General features: G+C 71.8%; 13 protein-coding genes, 1 tRNA gene and 1 other RNA gene. 4 read left to right on the top strand and 11 right to left on the bottom strand.

Features of this window, described 5'->3' with window-relative positions:
* Positions 1-63: 63 nt before the first annotated feature.
* Both SKED_RS02280 and ffs read right to left on the bottom strand, forming a co-directional pair.
* On the bottom strand, positions 64-969 hold the full coding sequence (locus SKED_RS02280; RefSeq protein ID WP_012865499.1) for a MetQ/NlpA family ABC transporter substrate-binding protein: 906 nt from the start codon (positions 967-969) through the stop codon (positions 64-66).
* A gap of 479 nt (positions 970-1,448) precedes the next feature.
* Positions 1,449-1,545, bottom strand: an RNA gene (gene ffs / locus SKED_RS19315) — signal recognition particle sRNA small type.
* Positions 1,546-1,650: 105 nt separating this feature from the next.
* On the opposite strand from ffs, the gene SKED_RS02275 reads away from it, so the two are divergent.
* From SKED_RS02275 to SKED_RS02260, 4 genes are all read left to right on the top strand, one after another.
* A tRNA-Ser gene (locus SKED_RS02275) sits at positions 1,651-1,735 on the top strand.
* A gap of 123 nt (positions 1,736-1,858) precedes the next feature.
* The gene (locus SKED_RS02270) at positions 1,859-3,946 is read left to right on the top strand and encodes an alpha/beta-hydrolase family protein (RefSeq protein WP_012865498.1); all 2,088 of its coding nucleotides are present in this window, start codon (positions 1,859-1,861) and stop codon (positions 3,944-3,946) included.
* Between the two features lie 9 nt (positions 3,947-3,955).
* Positions 3,956-4,252, top strand: coding sequence for a type II toxin-antitoxin system VapB family antitoxin (locus SKED_RS02265; protein ID WP_012865497.1), 297 nt, complete (start codon positions 3,956-3,958; stop codon positions 4,250-4,252).
* Positions 4,253-4,276: 24 nt separating this feature from the next.
* Positions 4,277-4,960, top strand: coding sequence for a LytR C-terminal domain-containing protein (locus SKED_RS02260; protein ID WP_012865496.1), 684 nt, complete (start codon positions 4,277-4,279; stop codon positions 4,958-4,960).
* 53 nt (positions 4,961-5,013) lie between these two features.
* On the opposite strand, the gene SKED_RS02255 is transcribed toward SKED_RS02260, so the two are convergent.
* The 9 genes from SKED_RS02255 to SKED_RS02215 form a co-directional block, all read right to left on the bottom strand.
* On the bottom strand, positions 5,014-6,324 hold the full coding sequence (locus SKED_RS02255) for a uracil-xanthine permease family protein (RefSeq protein ID WP_012865495.1): 1,311 nt from the start codon (positions 6,322-6,324) through the stop codon (positions 5,014-5,016).
* A gap of 132 nt (positions 6,325-6,456) precedes the next feature.
* On the bottom strand, positions 6,457-7,218 hold the full coding sequence (locus SKED_RS02250) for an iron ABC transporter ATP-binding protein (protein ID WP_012865494.1): 762 nt from the start codon (positions 7,216-7,218) through the stop codon (positions 6,457-6,459).
* A complete protein-coding gene (locus SKED_RS02245; RefSeq protein WP_012865493.1) occupies positions 7,215-8,285 on the bottom strand; it encodes an iron chelate uptake ABC transporter family permease subunit in 1,071 nt (356 codons plus the stop codon). The genes SKED_RS02250 and SKED_RS02245 overlap by 4 nt, the downstream gene beginning before the upstream one ends.
* Entirely contained in the window at positions 8,278-9,297 is a 1,020-nt protein-coding gene (locus SKED_RS02240) for an ABC transporter permease (protein ID WP_012865492.1), read from the bottom strand. The genes SKED_RS02245 and SKED_RS02240 overlap by 8 nt, the downstream gene beginning before the upstream one ends.
* 18 nt (positions 9,298-9,315) lie before the next feature.
* Entirely contained in the window at positions 9,316-10,320 is a 1,005-nt protein-coding gene (locus SKED_RS02235; protein WP_012865491.1) for a siderophore ABC transporter substrate-binding protein, read from the bottom strand.
* 186 nt (positions 10,321-10,506) lie between these two features.
* The gene (gene mraY / locus SKED_RS02230; RefSeq protein WP_012865490.1) at positions 10,507-11,619 is read right to left on the bottom strand and encodes a phospho-N-acetylmuramoyl-pentapeptide-transferase; all 1,113 of its coding nucleotides are present in this window, start codon (positions 11,617-11,619) and stop codon (positions 10,507-10,509) included.
* A gap of 145 nt (positions 11,620-11,764) precedes the next feature.
* A complete protein-coding gene (locus SKED_RS02225) occupies positions 11,765-12,685 on the bottom strand; it encodes an LLM class F420-dependent oxidoreductase (RefSeq protein WP_012865489.1) in 921 nt (306 codons plus the stop codon).
* 71 nt (positions 12,686-12,756) lie between these two features.
* On the bottom strand, positions 12,757-14,010 hold the full coding sequence (locus SKED_RS02220; protein ID WP_012865488.1) for a hypothetical protein: 1,254 nt from the start codon (positions 14,008-14,010) through the stop codon (positions 12,757-12,759).
* Between the two features lie 167 nt (positions 14,011-14,177).
* Positions 14,178-15,050, bottom strand: coding sequence for an SCO4651 family lipoprotein (locus SKED_RS02215; protein ID WP_012865487.1), 873 nt, complete (start codon positions 15,048-15,050; stop codon positions 14,178-14,180).
* Between the last annotated feature and the right edge of the window lie 278 nt (positions 15,051-15,328).

The raw sequence follows: 15,328 nt of genomic DNA, 5'->3' as shown, positions 1-15,328 counted from the left end.
CGCGGGCCCGGACGCGCAGAGGGTGGACCGGCACCGGCCGGCCCACCCTCTGGCACCAGTGCGTCAGCCCTGGAGGTTCGCCTGGATCTCGTCGAGGTAGCCCTGGAGCGTCGGGCCGTCCTGGTCGGCGATCACGGCGCTGTCGCCGGACGCCTCGAGGAGCGCTGCCTCGACCTCGGGGGAGTGCGAGATCTCGACGAGCTTGAGGAAGGTCTCGTCGTCCTTGTCAGCCGCGCGGGAGACCCACACGTTGATGTAGGGGCGGGCGCCCTCGGCCTCGGCCGAGTCCTGGTAGAGCGCGTCCTCGGCGGCGAGGCCGGCGTCCTTGATGAAGTCGTTGTTGACGACCGCACCGTCGATGCTGTCGAGGTTCACCGCGGTCTGCGTGGCGTCGACCGGGGTCACGGTGACGGTCGACGACGGCAGCACGTCGAGCTCGGTGGACACGGAGGAGCCGCCGTCCTTGAGCTCGAGCAGCCCGGCGTCCTGCAGAACGAGGAGCGCGCGGGCCAGGTTGGTCGGGTCGTTCGGGATGGCGATCTCGGCGCCGGCCGGGATCTCGTCGACCGAGGTGTACTTCGAGGAGTAGAGGCTCAGCGGGTAGACGGCCGTCGCGCCGATGGGCGTGAGGTCCTCACCGGTGTTGGTGTTGTACTCCGCGAGGTACTGCAGGTGCTGGAACTGGTTGAGGTCCAGCTCCTCGGAGGTGAGCGCGGCGTTGGGGAGGTCGTAGCTGCCGAGGTCCTTGATCTCGACGTAGATGCCCTCGGCCTCGGCCTGCTCCTCGAAGACGGACCACTGGTCGTCGGCTGCGGCGTTGACGACACCGATGACCACGGGGTTGGACTCGTCGCCCTTGGCGGCGTCGGACGAGGCGTCGTCCGAGGAGCACGCGGCGAGGCCCAGGGTAAGAGCTGCGACGAGGCTGGCGGCGCCGAGGGTGCGGGCCGTACGGGTGGAGCGAGACATGGGTGTCCTTCCGGTGGTGCGCGCCGTCGGCGCGCATCGAGGTGCAGCCGTGGCTGCGAGCGTGTGCTGGGTGGTGTGGGGGCGCGTGGTCCGGGCGTCGAGCCCTGGGACCGGTGCGTGGTCGTCGTCGGCTGGCTCCGCGGGGCGGGGCCGTCATCACCTGCGAGGAGGCTGACGAGGAGAGCAGAGGGTGCCGTGGTTCACGGCGTGTTGCCGGGGTCGTCCCCGGTCCGGGTGGGTCGCCAGGTCAGCGACAGCACCCACCGGGCATCGAGCGGGCACGACAGCACATCACCGGGCGGCGCGGTGCGCTGGCCCGGGTGACGGCGGCGTGGGTCGACGTGAACATGGCTCCATGATGGGGGCGCGATCGCGGCGAGCACCAATCCCCGACCCGGAAATCTCATGATGCGAGCAGCCAGAGGGTCGCCTGCTGAGATGAAAGGGCGAGTACGGGACATTTCGCCCTGGCCGGGCATGCAGAAGACCCCTCGCACACCCATCAGAGCTCACCTGCCCTTGCTGCCTTCCGGCCCTGGGGGAGTTCAGTGAGATGACGCCGCACGAGGGGTCAGCCCCCAGGTTAACCCAGGCGCCCGCCCGGAGGTAAATCCGGGCCGATTCGGCCGCACGGTGGATCGTCCGGTACTCTCGTCACGCTGGCCTCGGCCGGTGCGTGCTGGAGGATTCGCCTAGTGGCCTATGGCGCCGTCTTGGAAAGGCGGTTGGGTTAACGCCCTCGGGGGTTCGAATCCCCCATCCTCCGCAGCAGACGAAGCCCCCACCCGGCTCGACCGGGTGGGGGCTTCGTCGTCCCCGGCGTGACGCGCCCCGCACGCAGGACCGCCGCGCTCAGCGGCCACCGGCCCGCGCGGTGGTTCAATGAGACGTGGCCGCACCGGACCCCGACCTGCCCAGCGTCTGGGGCGTCCCGCGCCCGAGCGCAGCCCAGACCAGCCTGCTCATCGCCTCCGCGCTGACGTCGGAGACCTTCGCCCCGTCGCTCGCCCCGCGCAGCCCCGTGGACCAGGGCATCGTCACCGGGCTCTCCGTCGCCTCGCACTACCTCGTGGCCGTCGCAGCGCAGGACGTCCTGTCGGGCGTCGCCCAGCAGCTCGTCGACTCGACGTTCCTCGCCGACGCGACGTGGCTCCCCCGCGAGCACCGCGCCCGCACCCTCCAGGTGGCCGTCGACCTGCTCGCTGTCCCCGCCGGCAGCGGGCTCGCGCTGCTGCTGCCCGCCGACCCGCGCGAGAGCACCGCCCAGGCGCTCGCCCGCTTCGCCGGGTGCAGGATCGCCCTCTCGGGAGGAGCAGGCGCTGCGCTGAACCTCGGCCACGCGGGGGCGACCGCGCTCGACCGCACCCTCGGTCTCGACAGGACCCTCGCCCGGGTCCCCCTGTCGGTCCCCCTCGGGGCGGCGGTCGCCTACGTCGTCGAGCGCAACAGGTCGCACCAGCACCTCCCCACGCCCGACCTCGAGTCCGTGAGCTCCAACTCCCGGCTCGTGTCCGTGGCGGTCGCCGGTGGTGTGGTCGTGGGCCTCAGCGGCTTCGCGGCCGCCGAGAGCCTGCTCGCCCGGCGCCTCGGCAGGCTGCTGCACAGCGTCCTGCCCGGCACCCCGTGGTTCTGGCAGGTGTGCGCACGCGCCGTGAGCCTCGGGGCGGTCACCGGCTCGGTCGTGGTCGTGTGGGACCGGGCGATGCAGCGCATCGAGGCGGCGACGCTCTCCGACGACGCCCGGTCCGTCGGTCTCGACCCGGCGGTCATCACCCGACCCACGGTCAGCGGCTCCGGCCAGAGCCTCGTGCCCTGGGACTCGCTCGGGCGCGAGGGCCGACGGCACGTGCTGTCCCGGGTCCCCACGGCACCGGCCGACCCGGCCGCAGGCTCGCGCCCCGGCCTGGGCACGCTCTCCGCGACCGAGCCGGTCCCCGACCTCTCGATCGAGACCGTGATGCGCAGGCCCGCGGCCGCCGAGCCGGTCCAGGTGTACGTCGGGCTCGACAGCGCCCCGACGGCCCGCGAGCGGGTCGACCTCGCGCTCGCCGAGATGGAGCAGCTCGGCGCCTTCGACCGGTCGCTGCTCGTGCTCGTCTCGCCGACCGGCACCGGGTACGTCAACTACGTGGCGCTCGCCGCGCTCCAGTACCTGACCCTCGGCGACGTCGCGACCGTGACGATGCAGTACTCCAAGCGCCCCTCCCCGCTCTCCCTCACCAAGGTGAAGGTCGCGCGCGAGCAGAACCGGCGGCTCTGGATGCGGATCCTCGTGCGGCTCCGCGAGATCCCGGAGGAGCGGCGCCCGCGGGTGGTCGTCTTCGGCGAGAGCCTCGGTGCGCACACCAGCCAGGACGTGTTCCTCGACTGGGGCACCATCGGGCCGTCGGCCCTCGGGATCGACCGTGCCCTGTGGGTCGGCACGCCGCACACGAGCGGGTGGATGCACGAGGTGTCCGACCCGGACCGCCTCGAGGTGGACGCGGACACCGTCGCCGTGGTCAACGACTACCTCGAGCTGGTGGACCTCGGGCCGGAGCGCCGGGCGGCGCTGCGGTACGTGCTGGTCAACCACGACGACGACGGCGTCACCAAGATGGGCCCGGACATCGCGCTCACCCGGCCCGCGTGGCTCACCGCCCCCGCCCGGGCCCCGCGGCCGGTCCCTGCCGGGACCGACGTGCCCGTCAGCCCGCGCGGCACGCCGCCGTGGGTCCGCTGGCGGCCGGTCACGACGTTCTTCCAGACCCTCGTCGACATGAAGAACGCGCAGGCCCCGGGCCCCTACCGGGCGCAGGCGCACGACTACCGCCCCGACCTCGTGCGGTTCGTCAGCGAGGTCTACGGCCTGCCGGCCTCGGACGAGGAGCTGCGCCGCCTGGACGTGGTGCTCGAGCGGCGCGAGGAGCTCCGGGAGACCCTCATCGCCGACGCGGAGGAGCGTCGACGCGCAGGCCACGACGGGGCGGGCGTCTAGAGTTGGCCCATGATCTTCAAAGGTGTGGGAGACGGCCGCCCCTACCCGGACCACGGGCTGGTGAGCACCAAGGACTGGGCGGCGGTGGCGCCTCGCCAGGTGCGGCTCGAGGACCTCGTGACGACCAAGCGCGAGCTGAACCTCGACAACCTCCTCGCAGAAGACTCCACGTTCTACGGCGACCTGTTCGCCCACGTCGTCCAGTACAAGGGCATCATGTACCTCGAGGACGGCCTGCACCGTGCGGTGCGCGCCGCCCTCCAGCAACGTGCGCTGCTGCACGCCCGTGTCCTGGTCCTGGACTGACCCGCACTCAGAGAGGCTCGACAGATGACTACGCCGGATGACGTCCAGCGCGCCAGAACGCAGCGCCGACGGCGCAAGCACGAGCGTCAGGCGCTCGTCTTCGGCCTGCTCATCGCCTTCTTGGCCGTCTCCGGGCTCGCGGCAGCCGCGGTCTACACGGGCGCGGTCGACGCGCCCTTCGACCGGGCGTTCAGCGAGGAGGAGACGGTCACCGACCAGGTCGCCACGCAGCCGTGCCTGCCGGACGGGACGCTCCCCGTCCCCTACCAGGACATCTCGGTGCGGGTGCTCAACGCGACGGACCGCTCCGGGCTCGCGGCCCAGGTGTCCGACGCCCTCGCGCGCCGCAGCTTCACCATCACGGCGACCGAGACGCAGGAGGCCAAGCTCGCCGACGTGCGGATCTCCTTCGGCTCGCAGGGCCTCGCGGCCGCGTACACGCTCGCCGCGCAGTTCCCCCGGGCGAACCTGCTCTACGACGCACGCACCGACGCGAGCATCGACCTCGCGATCGGCGCGAGCTTCGGGGACCTCGTCCCCGCCGAGGAGATCGCGCTGGCCCCGGACGCACCGATGACGTCGATCGACGGCTGCCGCTCGCTCGACAGCCTCACCCCGGAGCCGCTGGCCACGACCGATCCCGCGGACGACGCGACAGACGAGGTCCCGGCCGAGGACCCGCCCGCCGAGGAGCCGGCCGAGGGCTGAGCCAGCCCCCGGCCAGTATCCGCCTAGGCCCCCGGGCTCCGGTCAGGTCCCGCTCAGTCCTTCTCGAGCTCGACGCCCGCCGGTGCGGATGCCGGTGATGCCGCCTCCTGGCTGGTCCCGCGCCAGCGGGCCAGGCCACGCATCAGGTGGTAGACCACGAGGGTGGTCACCGTGCCGATGGCGATGCCCTCGAAGTGCAGGTCGCCCGGCGTCCACGTGAAGTTCGCGATGCCGACCACGAGCGCCACGGCAGCGGTGGTGAGGTTCACGGGGTCGGAGAAGTTGACCTTGTTCTGCACCCAGATGCGGGCGCCGAGCATGCCGATCATGCCGTAGAGCAGGGTGGCCGCACCGCCGAGGACGCCGGCCGGGACCGAGGCGATGGCCTCCCCGAACTTGGGCGACATGCTGAGCAGCAGCGCGCCCGCCGCGGCGACCCAGTAGGCGGCCGTCGAGTACACGCGCGTCGCGGCCATCACGCCGATGTTCTCGGCGTAGGTGGTGGTGCCCGACCCTCCGCCGACGCCGGCGAGGCTGGTGGCGATGCCGTCGGCGAAGAGCGCGCGCCCGGCGAGGTGGTCGAGGTCCTGCCCGGTCATGGCGGCGACGGACTTCACGTGGCCGATGTTCTCGGCGACGAGCACGAGGACCACGGGGAGGAACAGCCCGAGGACGGAGAGCTCGAAGGTCGGCGTGGTGAACTCGGGGAGCCCGACCCACGAGGCCGTCTCGACCTTGCTGAAGTCGACCTCGCCGCGGACGACGGCCGTGACGTACCCGACCGCGACGCCGAGCAGGATCGCGAGGCGCCCGAGGATGCCGCGGAACAGGACGGTCGCGAGGATGATCGCGCCGAGCGTCACGAGGGCCGTGACCGGCGCCTGCTCGAAGTTCCCCTTGGCGGCGGGCGCCAGGTTGAAGCCGATGAGCGCGACGATGGTGCCGTTGACCACGGGCGGCATGAGGGCGTTGATCCAGCGCGCCCCCGCGAAGTGCACGACGACGCCGACGACGGCGAGCGCGAGACCTGTGACGAGGATGCCGCCGACCGCGACGGACTGGCCGCCGGAGGCCGTGGCCGCGCCGATGGGCGCGATGAAGGCGAAGCTCGAGCCGAGGTAGCTCGGCAGGCGGTTGCCGGTGATCAGCAGGAAGAGGACGGTGCCGATAGCCGAGAAGAACAGCGTCGTGGCCGGCGAGAAGCCGGTGAGGATCGGGACGAGGAACGTGGCCCCGAACATCGCGACGATGTGCTGCAGCCCGATGCTGATGGTGAGCGGCCACGCGAGCCGCTCGCCGGGGGCGACGACGTCCTGGGGGCCCATGTGCTTGCCGTCGCCGTGGATGGTCCAACCAAAGCTCACGTTCGTCTCCCGCGTCTGCTGTCCGGGGCGGCTGGTGCCGACCCAGGGAGCAGACTACTGCGGGCGTCCTGGGACCTGCGGCCGGGTCCGCGGGCCCTGTCGACGCCGGTCACCGGGTGGCGCGCACCGCGCTCACGGTCGGTAGTACACCGCGAGCGGGTGGCCGGGTCCGTCGACGACGGCCACGGGGGTCGAGAACACCTCCGAGAGGATCTCGGTGGTCATGATCTCCGCCGGTGTCCCGACGTACCGGACGGTGCCCTCGGTCATCGCGACGATCCTGTCGGCGTAGGCGGCGGCGAAGTTGATGTCGTGGACCACGAGGACCACCGTCTTGCCGAGCTCGTCCGCGGCGCGCCGCAGCCTCGCCATCATGGACACGGCGTGCTGCATGTCGAGGTTGTTGAGCGGCTCGTCGAGCAGCACGTACTCGGTCTCCTGCGCGAGGACCATCGCGACGTAGGCGCGCTGGCGCTGCCCGCCGGACAGCTCGTCGAGGTACCTGCCCTGCAGGTCGAGCAGGTCGAGGAACCCGAGCGCGGTGTCGACGGCCTCCTCGTCCTGCGGGGTGCTGCGGCCCTGGGAGTGCGGGAACCTGCCCAGGCGGACCAGCTGACGGACGGTGAGCCTCGCGACGAAGTGGTTCTCCTGCCGCAGGATCGCGAGCCTCCGCGCGAGGTCGCGCGGGCGCGAGGTGACGACGTCGAGCCCGCCGACCGTGACCGTCCCGGTGTCGGCGCCGAGCAGCCGCCCGACGATGGTGAGCATCGTGGACTTCCCGGCGCCGTTGGGGCCCACGAGCGCGGTGACCCCGCCGGCGGGGATCTCGAGGTCGACGGGCCCGAGGGCGTGGACGTCGCCATAGGTCTTGACGACGTGCTGGAGCGTGATCACCGCAGGCCCTTCCGGAGCAGGTAGAGGAGGAACACGAGGCCGCCGCAGAGCTCGATGATCACCGAGATCAGGCCGGCCGCGTAGAACACGTGCCGCAGCACGAAGTAGGCGCCGAGCAGCGTCGCGGCGGCCACCGCGACGACCATGGGCAGGGTCCGTGCGTGCTCGCTGGACCCGACGAGCTGGTAGGTGAGCATCGCGACGACGAACCCGAAGAAGGTCATCGGTCCGACCATGGAGGTCGAGACCGAGATGAGCACCGCGACGAGCACGAGCGTGAGCATCACCTCGCGCTGGTGGCGGACACCGAGGCTGGTGGCGGTCTCCCGTCCGAGGGCGACGACGTCGAGGACGTGCCGTCGGCGCCACACCACCGTGCCGACCACCACGCACACGAGCGCGCCCCACGGCAGGTAGGTCACGTGCGAGGTGCTGATGTTGCCGAACAGGCGTGCCGAGAGGATGTCGAACTCGCTCGGTGTGAGCAGCCGCTGCATGAAGGTCGACAGCGACCCGAAGCCCATGCCGAGCACGACGCCGACGAGGAGCAGCAGGTGCAGGTCGGCCTTGGTGCCGGTGAACAGCCACCCGTAGAGCACGGAGGCGAAGACGATCATCAGCAGGCTCTGGACCGCGACCTTGCCGAGCCCGTCGATCGCGGCGAGGCTGCCTGCCCCGAGGAAGAACACGAGGGAGGTCTGGATGACGCGGTAGAGCGCGTCGAAGCCGAGGATCGAGGGGGTGAGGATCCTGTTGCCGGTGACCGTGTGGAAGATGACGGTGGCGACGCCCTGGCAGGTGGCGACCACGAGGATGGTGCCGACGGAGACGGCGCGGCTCTCGACGATGACCCAGAACCCGCGGCCCCCCGGCGGGGCGGGGTTGGCGTAGGTGAGGATGCCGACGGCCGCGGCGAGCGCCAGCAGGGCCACGAGGGTGAGGCGGGCGCCGTAGGACCGCGTGACCCGGCGCCAGCGGGGAGCACGGTGCGCGAGCGGCTGTGCGGGACCGGGCGGGCCTGGCGTCCGCACGTCGACCGCGGGCGACGAGCCCGTCGCCTCAGCCACGGCGCTGCACCCGGAGCACGAGGGCGACGAAGGCGACGGCGCCGACGAGCCCGAGGACCATCGAGACCGGCACCTCGAAGGGCATCCGCACCGTGCGACCCACGATGTCGCAGACGGTGACGAGCGCGATGCCGCCGAGGCACACCCACGGGAGGTTCGACCGCAGGTCGTCGCCGCGCAGCAGCGAGACGACGTTGGGGACCACGAGCCCGAGGAACGGCAGGAACCCCACGACGACGGTCGTGACCCCGGAGGCGACGGCCACCAGGGCCGTGCCGAGCAGGATCAGGCGGTCGTAGCGGACCCCGAGGTTGGTCGCGACCTCGCGCCCGAGACCGGCGACGGTGAGCCGGTCGGCCAGGACGAAGATCGCCCCGCACACGACGGCGACCACCCACAGCATCTCGTACTGGCCGCGGACCACGCTGGTGAAGCTGCCCATGAACCAGGTCCCGAGGAGCTGCAGGTAGTTCGTGGAGATCGCGACGAGGGTGGTCAGGGCACTGACCACGGCGCCGAGCATGATCCCGACGACGGGGACCACGAGGGTGGTGCGCACCGGGATGCGGCGCAGGATCGCCATGAAGACCATGGTCCCGACGAAGGCGGAGAGGCTCGCGATCACCATCCGGGTCGAGATGCTGGCCGTCGGGAGGACGATCACGGAGAGCAGCAGGCCGAGGCCGGCCCACTCGCTCGTGCCGATGGTGGTGGGCTCGACGAACCGGTTCTGGGTGAGCTGCTGGAGGACCAGCCCGCTCACGGCCATCGCGCTGCCGGCGAGCACCAGGGCGACGGTGCGGGGCACGCGGGTGATGGCGAACATCTCGGCGCCGCCCTCGGCCCGCAGGTCGTAGACGCCCACGAAGAGCGACACCACCACGAGGGCGAGGGTGACGAGGACGGCGACGGTCAGCGGGAGGGCCGACCGCCGACCCGGACCTGCGTCCGGGCCGGTGGTCGGGGCCTGCGCTGACGCCGCGGCGGCGGGTGCGGGGTCCTGGGCGTTCACGAGGGGAGCGTCAGCCCGTCAGGCCGCGGCCTCGAAGGCCTGCGCGATCTGCTCGTACAGCGCCGTGTACGCCTGGATGTCCTCGGTGAGGTAGAAGTCGGGGTCGAGGTAGACGACCTGCTGCTCGGCCACGGCGGTGACCGACGCGAGCGCCTCAGAACCCTCGATGAGCTCCTTGGCGGGGCGGTACTCGCCCTCGCCGACCCCGGCACCGTCACGGTCGAGGACGATGATCCAGTCCGGGTTCGCCGACGCGATGGCCTCGACGCTGATGTCGTCGCCGTGCGAGGTGTCCTCGGCGGCCTGCTCGATGGCGGGCTGAAGGCCGAGCGCGGGGAACAGCACGCCGATGCTGCGCCCGGTCACGGGCGCGCTGTACGAGATCTCGCCGCCCGAGGTGATGAGCCCGACAACCGTGCTCTGCCCGTCGTAGGCGGTGCGCGCGGCGTCGACCGCGGCGTCGTAGTCCGCGACGATGGCGGCGGCCTCGTCCTGGCGGTCGAAGATCTCGCCGAGGATCTCGGTCTGGCGGGCGAGCTCGGCGGCCTGGTCCTCCCCCTCGCGGGGTGCGATCTCGATGACCACCGCGTCCGGGTTCTGCGCCTTGATGTCGTCATAGCTGTCGGAGAACCGGTACCCGCCGATGATGAGGTCGGGCTCGGCCGCGACGATCGACTCGAGGTTCGGCTCGCGGTGCATGCCGACGTCGAGCACGGCGTCGTCGTCGGTGTACTCGGGCCAGAGGCCGTCGCCCATGATGCCCTTCGGTGCCGCGGCCAGCGGCACGTCCCAGGCGGAGAGCGTCTCGAAGACGTGGTTGTCGAGCGCGACGACGCGTGCCGGGTCGACGGGGACCTCGACGCTCCCGTGGTTGTCCTCGATGGTCACGGTCCGCGGTTCACCTCCGCCGGTCGTCTCACCGGCCTGCGACTCGGTGTCCGCGCCGCAGGCAGCGAGGACGAGGGCGAGCGGGACCGCCGTGAGGACGGCGGTCGCGGTGCGTGCGCGCAGGCGCAGTGACATGGTGAGGCTCCTCGGGTAGGTTGGTTAGGTCAGGCTAGCCTAACTGCCGAACGCCGACAAAGAGCACGTACCGGAGGATGTCGTCACCGCACGCTCCTCGAGCGGCAGCGAGCGGGGACGACGACGCCCCGCCGTCCGGGCCGGACGACGGGGCGAAGGAGCTGCCGGGGCAGACGGGCGCGCGTCTCAGCCCGTCACGACCCACTCGCCGTAGAACAGCGCCAGCCCTGCGATGACGCAGACCGCCGAGACGATCCAGAACCGGGCGACGATCGTCACCTCGGACCAGCCGATGAGCTCGAAGTGGTGGTGCAGCGGGGCCATGCGGAACACCCGGCGCCCCGTCAGCTTGAAGCTCGCGACCTGGATGATGACCGACAGCGTGACGATCACGAAGAGCCCGCCGAGCACCACGAGCAGCAGCTGGGTCTGGGTGAGGATGGCCAGGCCCGCGAGAGCCGCACCGAGGGACAGCGACCCGGTGTCGCCCATGATGATCTGGGCCGGCGAGGCGTTCCACCACAGGAACCCGAGGCACGCACCGGCGATCGCGCAGGACACCACCGCGAGGTCGAGCGCGTCGGTGACGGCGTAGCAGTTGGGGCCGGGGACCGTCTGGCAGCTCTGGTTGTACTGCCAGATGCTGATCATCGTGTACGCGCCGAAGACCATGACCGATGCCCCGGTGGCAAGACCGTCCAGGCCGTCGGTGATGTTGACGCCGTTCGAGGCGCCGGTGATGAGGATGTTGGCCCACAGGAGGAAGAGCACGGCGCCCACCGCCGGACCTGCGAACGCCAGGTCGAGGCTCGTGTCCCTGACGACGGAGATCGCCGTGGAGGCTGGGGACTGGCCGTTCGAGTCCTTGAGCAGCAGGGCTCCCAGGGCGAACAGGACCGTGACCAGCGACTGGCCCACGAGCTTCTGCCGGGAGGTGAGCCCGAGGCTGCGTTCTCTGCGGATCTTGGTGAAGTCGTCCAGGAAGCCGACGACGCCGAGGCCGACGAGCAGGAACAGGACGAGGAGCGCGCTGAGCGAGATGCGGCTCGGGGCCACCCTGATGAGGTCGGAGCCGTGCAGCGGCAGCAGGATCGCGTGCGAGGCGAGGTACCCGACGACCGCGGCGGCGATGATCACCGCACCACCCATGGTGGGCTTGCCCCGCTTGACGTGGTGGTGGGTCAGGTCGTCACGGACGAACTGGCCGTACCTGCGCCGGACCAAGAACCTGATGAAGGCGGGGGTGCACAGGAGCGACACTGCCGTGGCGATCCCTCCGGCCAGCAGGACGTTGACCATGGGCTCGCGGTGCTCCTTCTCGGCAGACGGACGGGCCGCCGCTCTGGCGGTCCGCGCCGACCGAGTCTACGGGGGACCTCCCACGAGGCTGGTCGCCGTCAGCTGCGGGGGCGGCACGTGCCGCCCCCGCAGGCCGCAGCCGGCCTCAGCCGAGCTGCGTGGCGACCTCGCGGGCGACGAGGTCGAGGTGGTCGAGGTCGCTCATGTCGAGGGCCTGGAGGTACACGCGCGTCGCACCGTGCTCGGCGAGGAGCCCGAGGCGGTCGACGGCCTCGCTCACGGTCCCGGCGACACCGTGCTCGCGGAGCTCGGCGGGCTCGCGGCCGATGGCTGCTGCCCGGCGGGAGAACTCGGCCTCGTCGGCGCCGACGCACATGACGAGCGCCGCCGAGTAGGCGAGGTCGTCGGCCGGTCGCCCGGCCTCCTCGCACGCCGCACGGACGCGGGCGAACATCTGCGGGATGTCGTCGATCTCCGGGAAGGCGGCGTTGAACTCGGTGCCGAACCGCGCGGCCAGGGCCGGGGTGCGCTTGGGCCCGTTGCCGCCGACGATCACGGGGACGGGGCTCTGCACCGGCTTGGGCAGCGCGGGCGAGTCGACGAGCGTGTAGTGCGTGCCGTCGAAGGAGTACTTCTCGCCGACGGGCGTCGACCACAGGCCGGTGATGATCTCGAGCTGCTCCTCGAGGATGCCGAAGCGCTTGGCCGGGAAGGGCACGCCGTAGGCGGTGTGCTCCTCGGCGAACCAGCCGGTGCCCAGGCCGAGCTCGACGCGGCCGCCGCTCATCTGGTCGACCTGCGCCACCTGGACCGCGAGGAGCCCGGGGTGGCGGAAGGTCGCCGAGGTCACGAGTGTGCCGAGCTTGATGCGGCTCGTCTCGCGGGCGAGCGCGGCGAGCGTGAGCCAGGCGTCCGTGGGGCCGGGCAGGCCGTCGCCGCCCATCGCGAGGAAGTGGTCGGAGCGGAAGAACGCGTCGTAGCCGAGCTCCTCGGTGGCCTGGGCCACCGCGAGGATGTCGTCGTAGGTCGCGCCCTGCTGGGGTTCGGTGAAGATGCGGAGGTCCATGCGGTCCAGCCTATGCGGGCGCCCGCGACGACGCCGGGCGTCAGCCCCTGACCAGGCCCGACCGGGCCGGGTCAGCGCCCGAGGCCGCGCAGCCGGCGGGGCAGGGCGAGGTCGGCCGCGTTGAGGACGGCGAGGACCGCCAGGGTCCGCCCGAGCACGCGGCGTCCGCGGGAGGTCTCGGCCGCGGGCCGGCGCAGGGCGACGGCCGCGCCTGCCGCGCAGAGCACGACCTCGGCGCCGGCCAGCACCCAGTAGGCGGTGGGTCGCTCGATCCACAGCCGCTGCAGGTCGTTCATGCGGCCGGGCTCGGTCGGCACCGTGGTGACCGACGACCACAGGGCTCGGACGAGGGGCTGGGCGGCGACGCGGCGCACGTCGGGGAGGTCTGCGGGCGGCAGCCACCCCTCGGCGACCTCCGCTGCCTCGACGGGCAGGCCGAGCAGGCGCATGAGCTCGGTGAAGGGGTCGTCGGAGTCCGCGTCGTCGAGCAGCGCCGCGAGGTGGACGGCCTGGACGGGGCTGAGGTCGAACTGCTGGACGATCTCGTCGGCGTCGGCCGTCGGCACCTCGAAGTACTCGTCGACGAGCTGCAGGACGTCCGAGGACGGGTCGTGCCCTTCTGACGGGTCGATCCGGAACCAGCGCGGTCCCCACTCGTGCGCGGTGATCATGCGGCCGGACTGGACCAGGCCCATGCGACGCCAGGGCCCGTTGCGCTCGAGGCCGATGGTCGGGCTGCTGGTGGGGCTGGTGACGACGGCCTCGAGGTCCGTGGTCGGCTCGACCCCGGCGATCACGGAGACCCCGTCCACCTGGGTGAACCAGAGGTCGGAGCCGGTGAGGTAGGCCAGGCGCGGGACGTCGGTCGAGCGGATGCGTCCCACGACGGCTCCGGCGCGTGCCTCGATGACCAGCCCGACGGCGTCGTCACCTGGCGTCTCGCCGGGGATCTCGAGGTCGGAGGAGATCCGGCACGCGACGTCGAGCGCGCGGGCCAGGTACGCGGCGACGTCGTCGCTCGACAGCGTGGGGTACGGGCCGTCGACGGGGTTCTCGTCGGGTGCCCAGCGGACGAGGCGGCCGTCGCTCCAGCCGACGGTGCGCGCGACCACCCAGCCGGGTGCGCCGAGCACGGCGCCGTCCATGAGGTCGGCGGGGATCCCGAGCTGGCCGAGGACGTCGGCGACCTCGGCGACGGTCGCGGCGGGCACGTGCTCGATCGCCTCGATCGGGAGGTCCGCCTCGCCGCGGGGGTCGCGCGGCTCGATCGCGACGAAGAGCGGGATGAGGGCAAGCTGGTCTGTTCCGGACGTCAGGTCGTGCATGCCACGAGTCTCACACACGGGCCACCGGTCGCACGACCGCGACGGCGCCCGCGCGACGGTGACGGCGTCCGCGCGACCGCGACGGCACTCCTGCGGACGACGACGCCCTCGCCGCCCGCTCTGAGGAGCAGGTGGCGAGGGCGCGGCGGTGCAGGGTGCGCTGAGCGTCAGAAGAGCGGCTCGGTCGAGATCTCGTCCTCGGACGGGGCCACGATGCCGAAGTCCTCGCCCCAGCCGGAGAAGGTCATGTCGACCGTGGCGCCGGCGACCTCGCTGGTGGTGCGGACCATGCGGTCCTGGTCGTCGACCCAGTACTCGTAGGTGAGCTCGGGCGGGAGCGCCGAGCCGGCAGCCTCGGCCTGCTCCTGGAGCTCGCCGGTCACCTTGGTGGTGTCGATGACGACGGTGTACTGCTGGGCCTGGACGCCGTCGACGTCGACGGGCTCGCCGACCTTCTCGACCTTGGTGAACGCACCCTCGAAGCCCTCGAGGCTGGCGGTCGGGTCGAGCTGCTCCTCGATGCCGTCGAACTGGCCGGCCAGCGGGTTGGTCTCGTCGGCCGGGTCGACCTTGACGAACTTGCCACCGCTGAGGTCACCCAGGTTGAGGTAGAAGATGGCGTCGACGATGCGGATCTCCATCTCCATGCCCGCCTGGTCCATGGTCATCGCCATGTTGGTGGTGCTGTCGGTGAGCTCGACGTTCGCCGAGATGGTCGCCTCGGTGCCGGCGGCCTCGGTGGTCATGTCGAGGCTGTACGAGCCGGCCTCGAGGGTCGCGGCCGTGAGGCGCTCCGCGAAGTTCTCGGTGGTGAGGTCGCCGGCGCCGGAGGCGGCGTCGTCGGACGAGGTGTCCTCCGAGGCTGCGTCGTCCGAGGCTGCGTCGTCCGCGGTGTCGGTCGCGTCGGTGCTGTCGCCTCCGGTGCCGAAGGCGGCCGTCGAGGTGTCCTTGGTGCTGTCCGAGTCGTCCGAGCAGGCCGTGAGGCCGAAGACGCCGACCGAGGCGACGGACAGGACGGCGATTCCGCGTGCGATACGCATGTGTTCTCCTTCGTCGAGAGCTGAGGATCCTCACCGGGGCCCGGCCCTGCCTCTGCGGCGGAGGGGCCGGAGACGACGCCGACTGCGGTGCTCGTGCACGAGTGCCGGCACTGCTGCTGGTCTTGGCCGTCTCCTGGTGGGATGACCTCACACTAGCCGCGGGAGGCGCGTCCGCGAGCGGTTCCGGATGGGCAGAAGTGCCCTCGCCCGGGGGTGGGGAGAGGTCCCCTGCGGGGATCCGGCACCCAGAGAAACAGCGAGAGCGGCTGCTCCTGTCG

The sequence above is a fragment of the Sanguibacter keddieii DSM 10542 genome, assembly GCF_000024925.1.
Lineage (GTDB): Bacteria > Actinomycetota > Actinomycetes > Actinomycetales > Cellulomonadaceae > Sanguibacter > Sanguibacter keddieii.
Note: the sequence above shows the minus strand (reverse complement) of the source record. Positions and strands in the feature narration are given on the sequence as shown.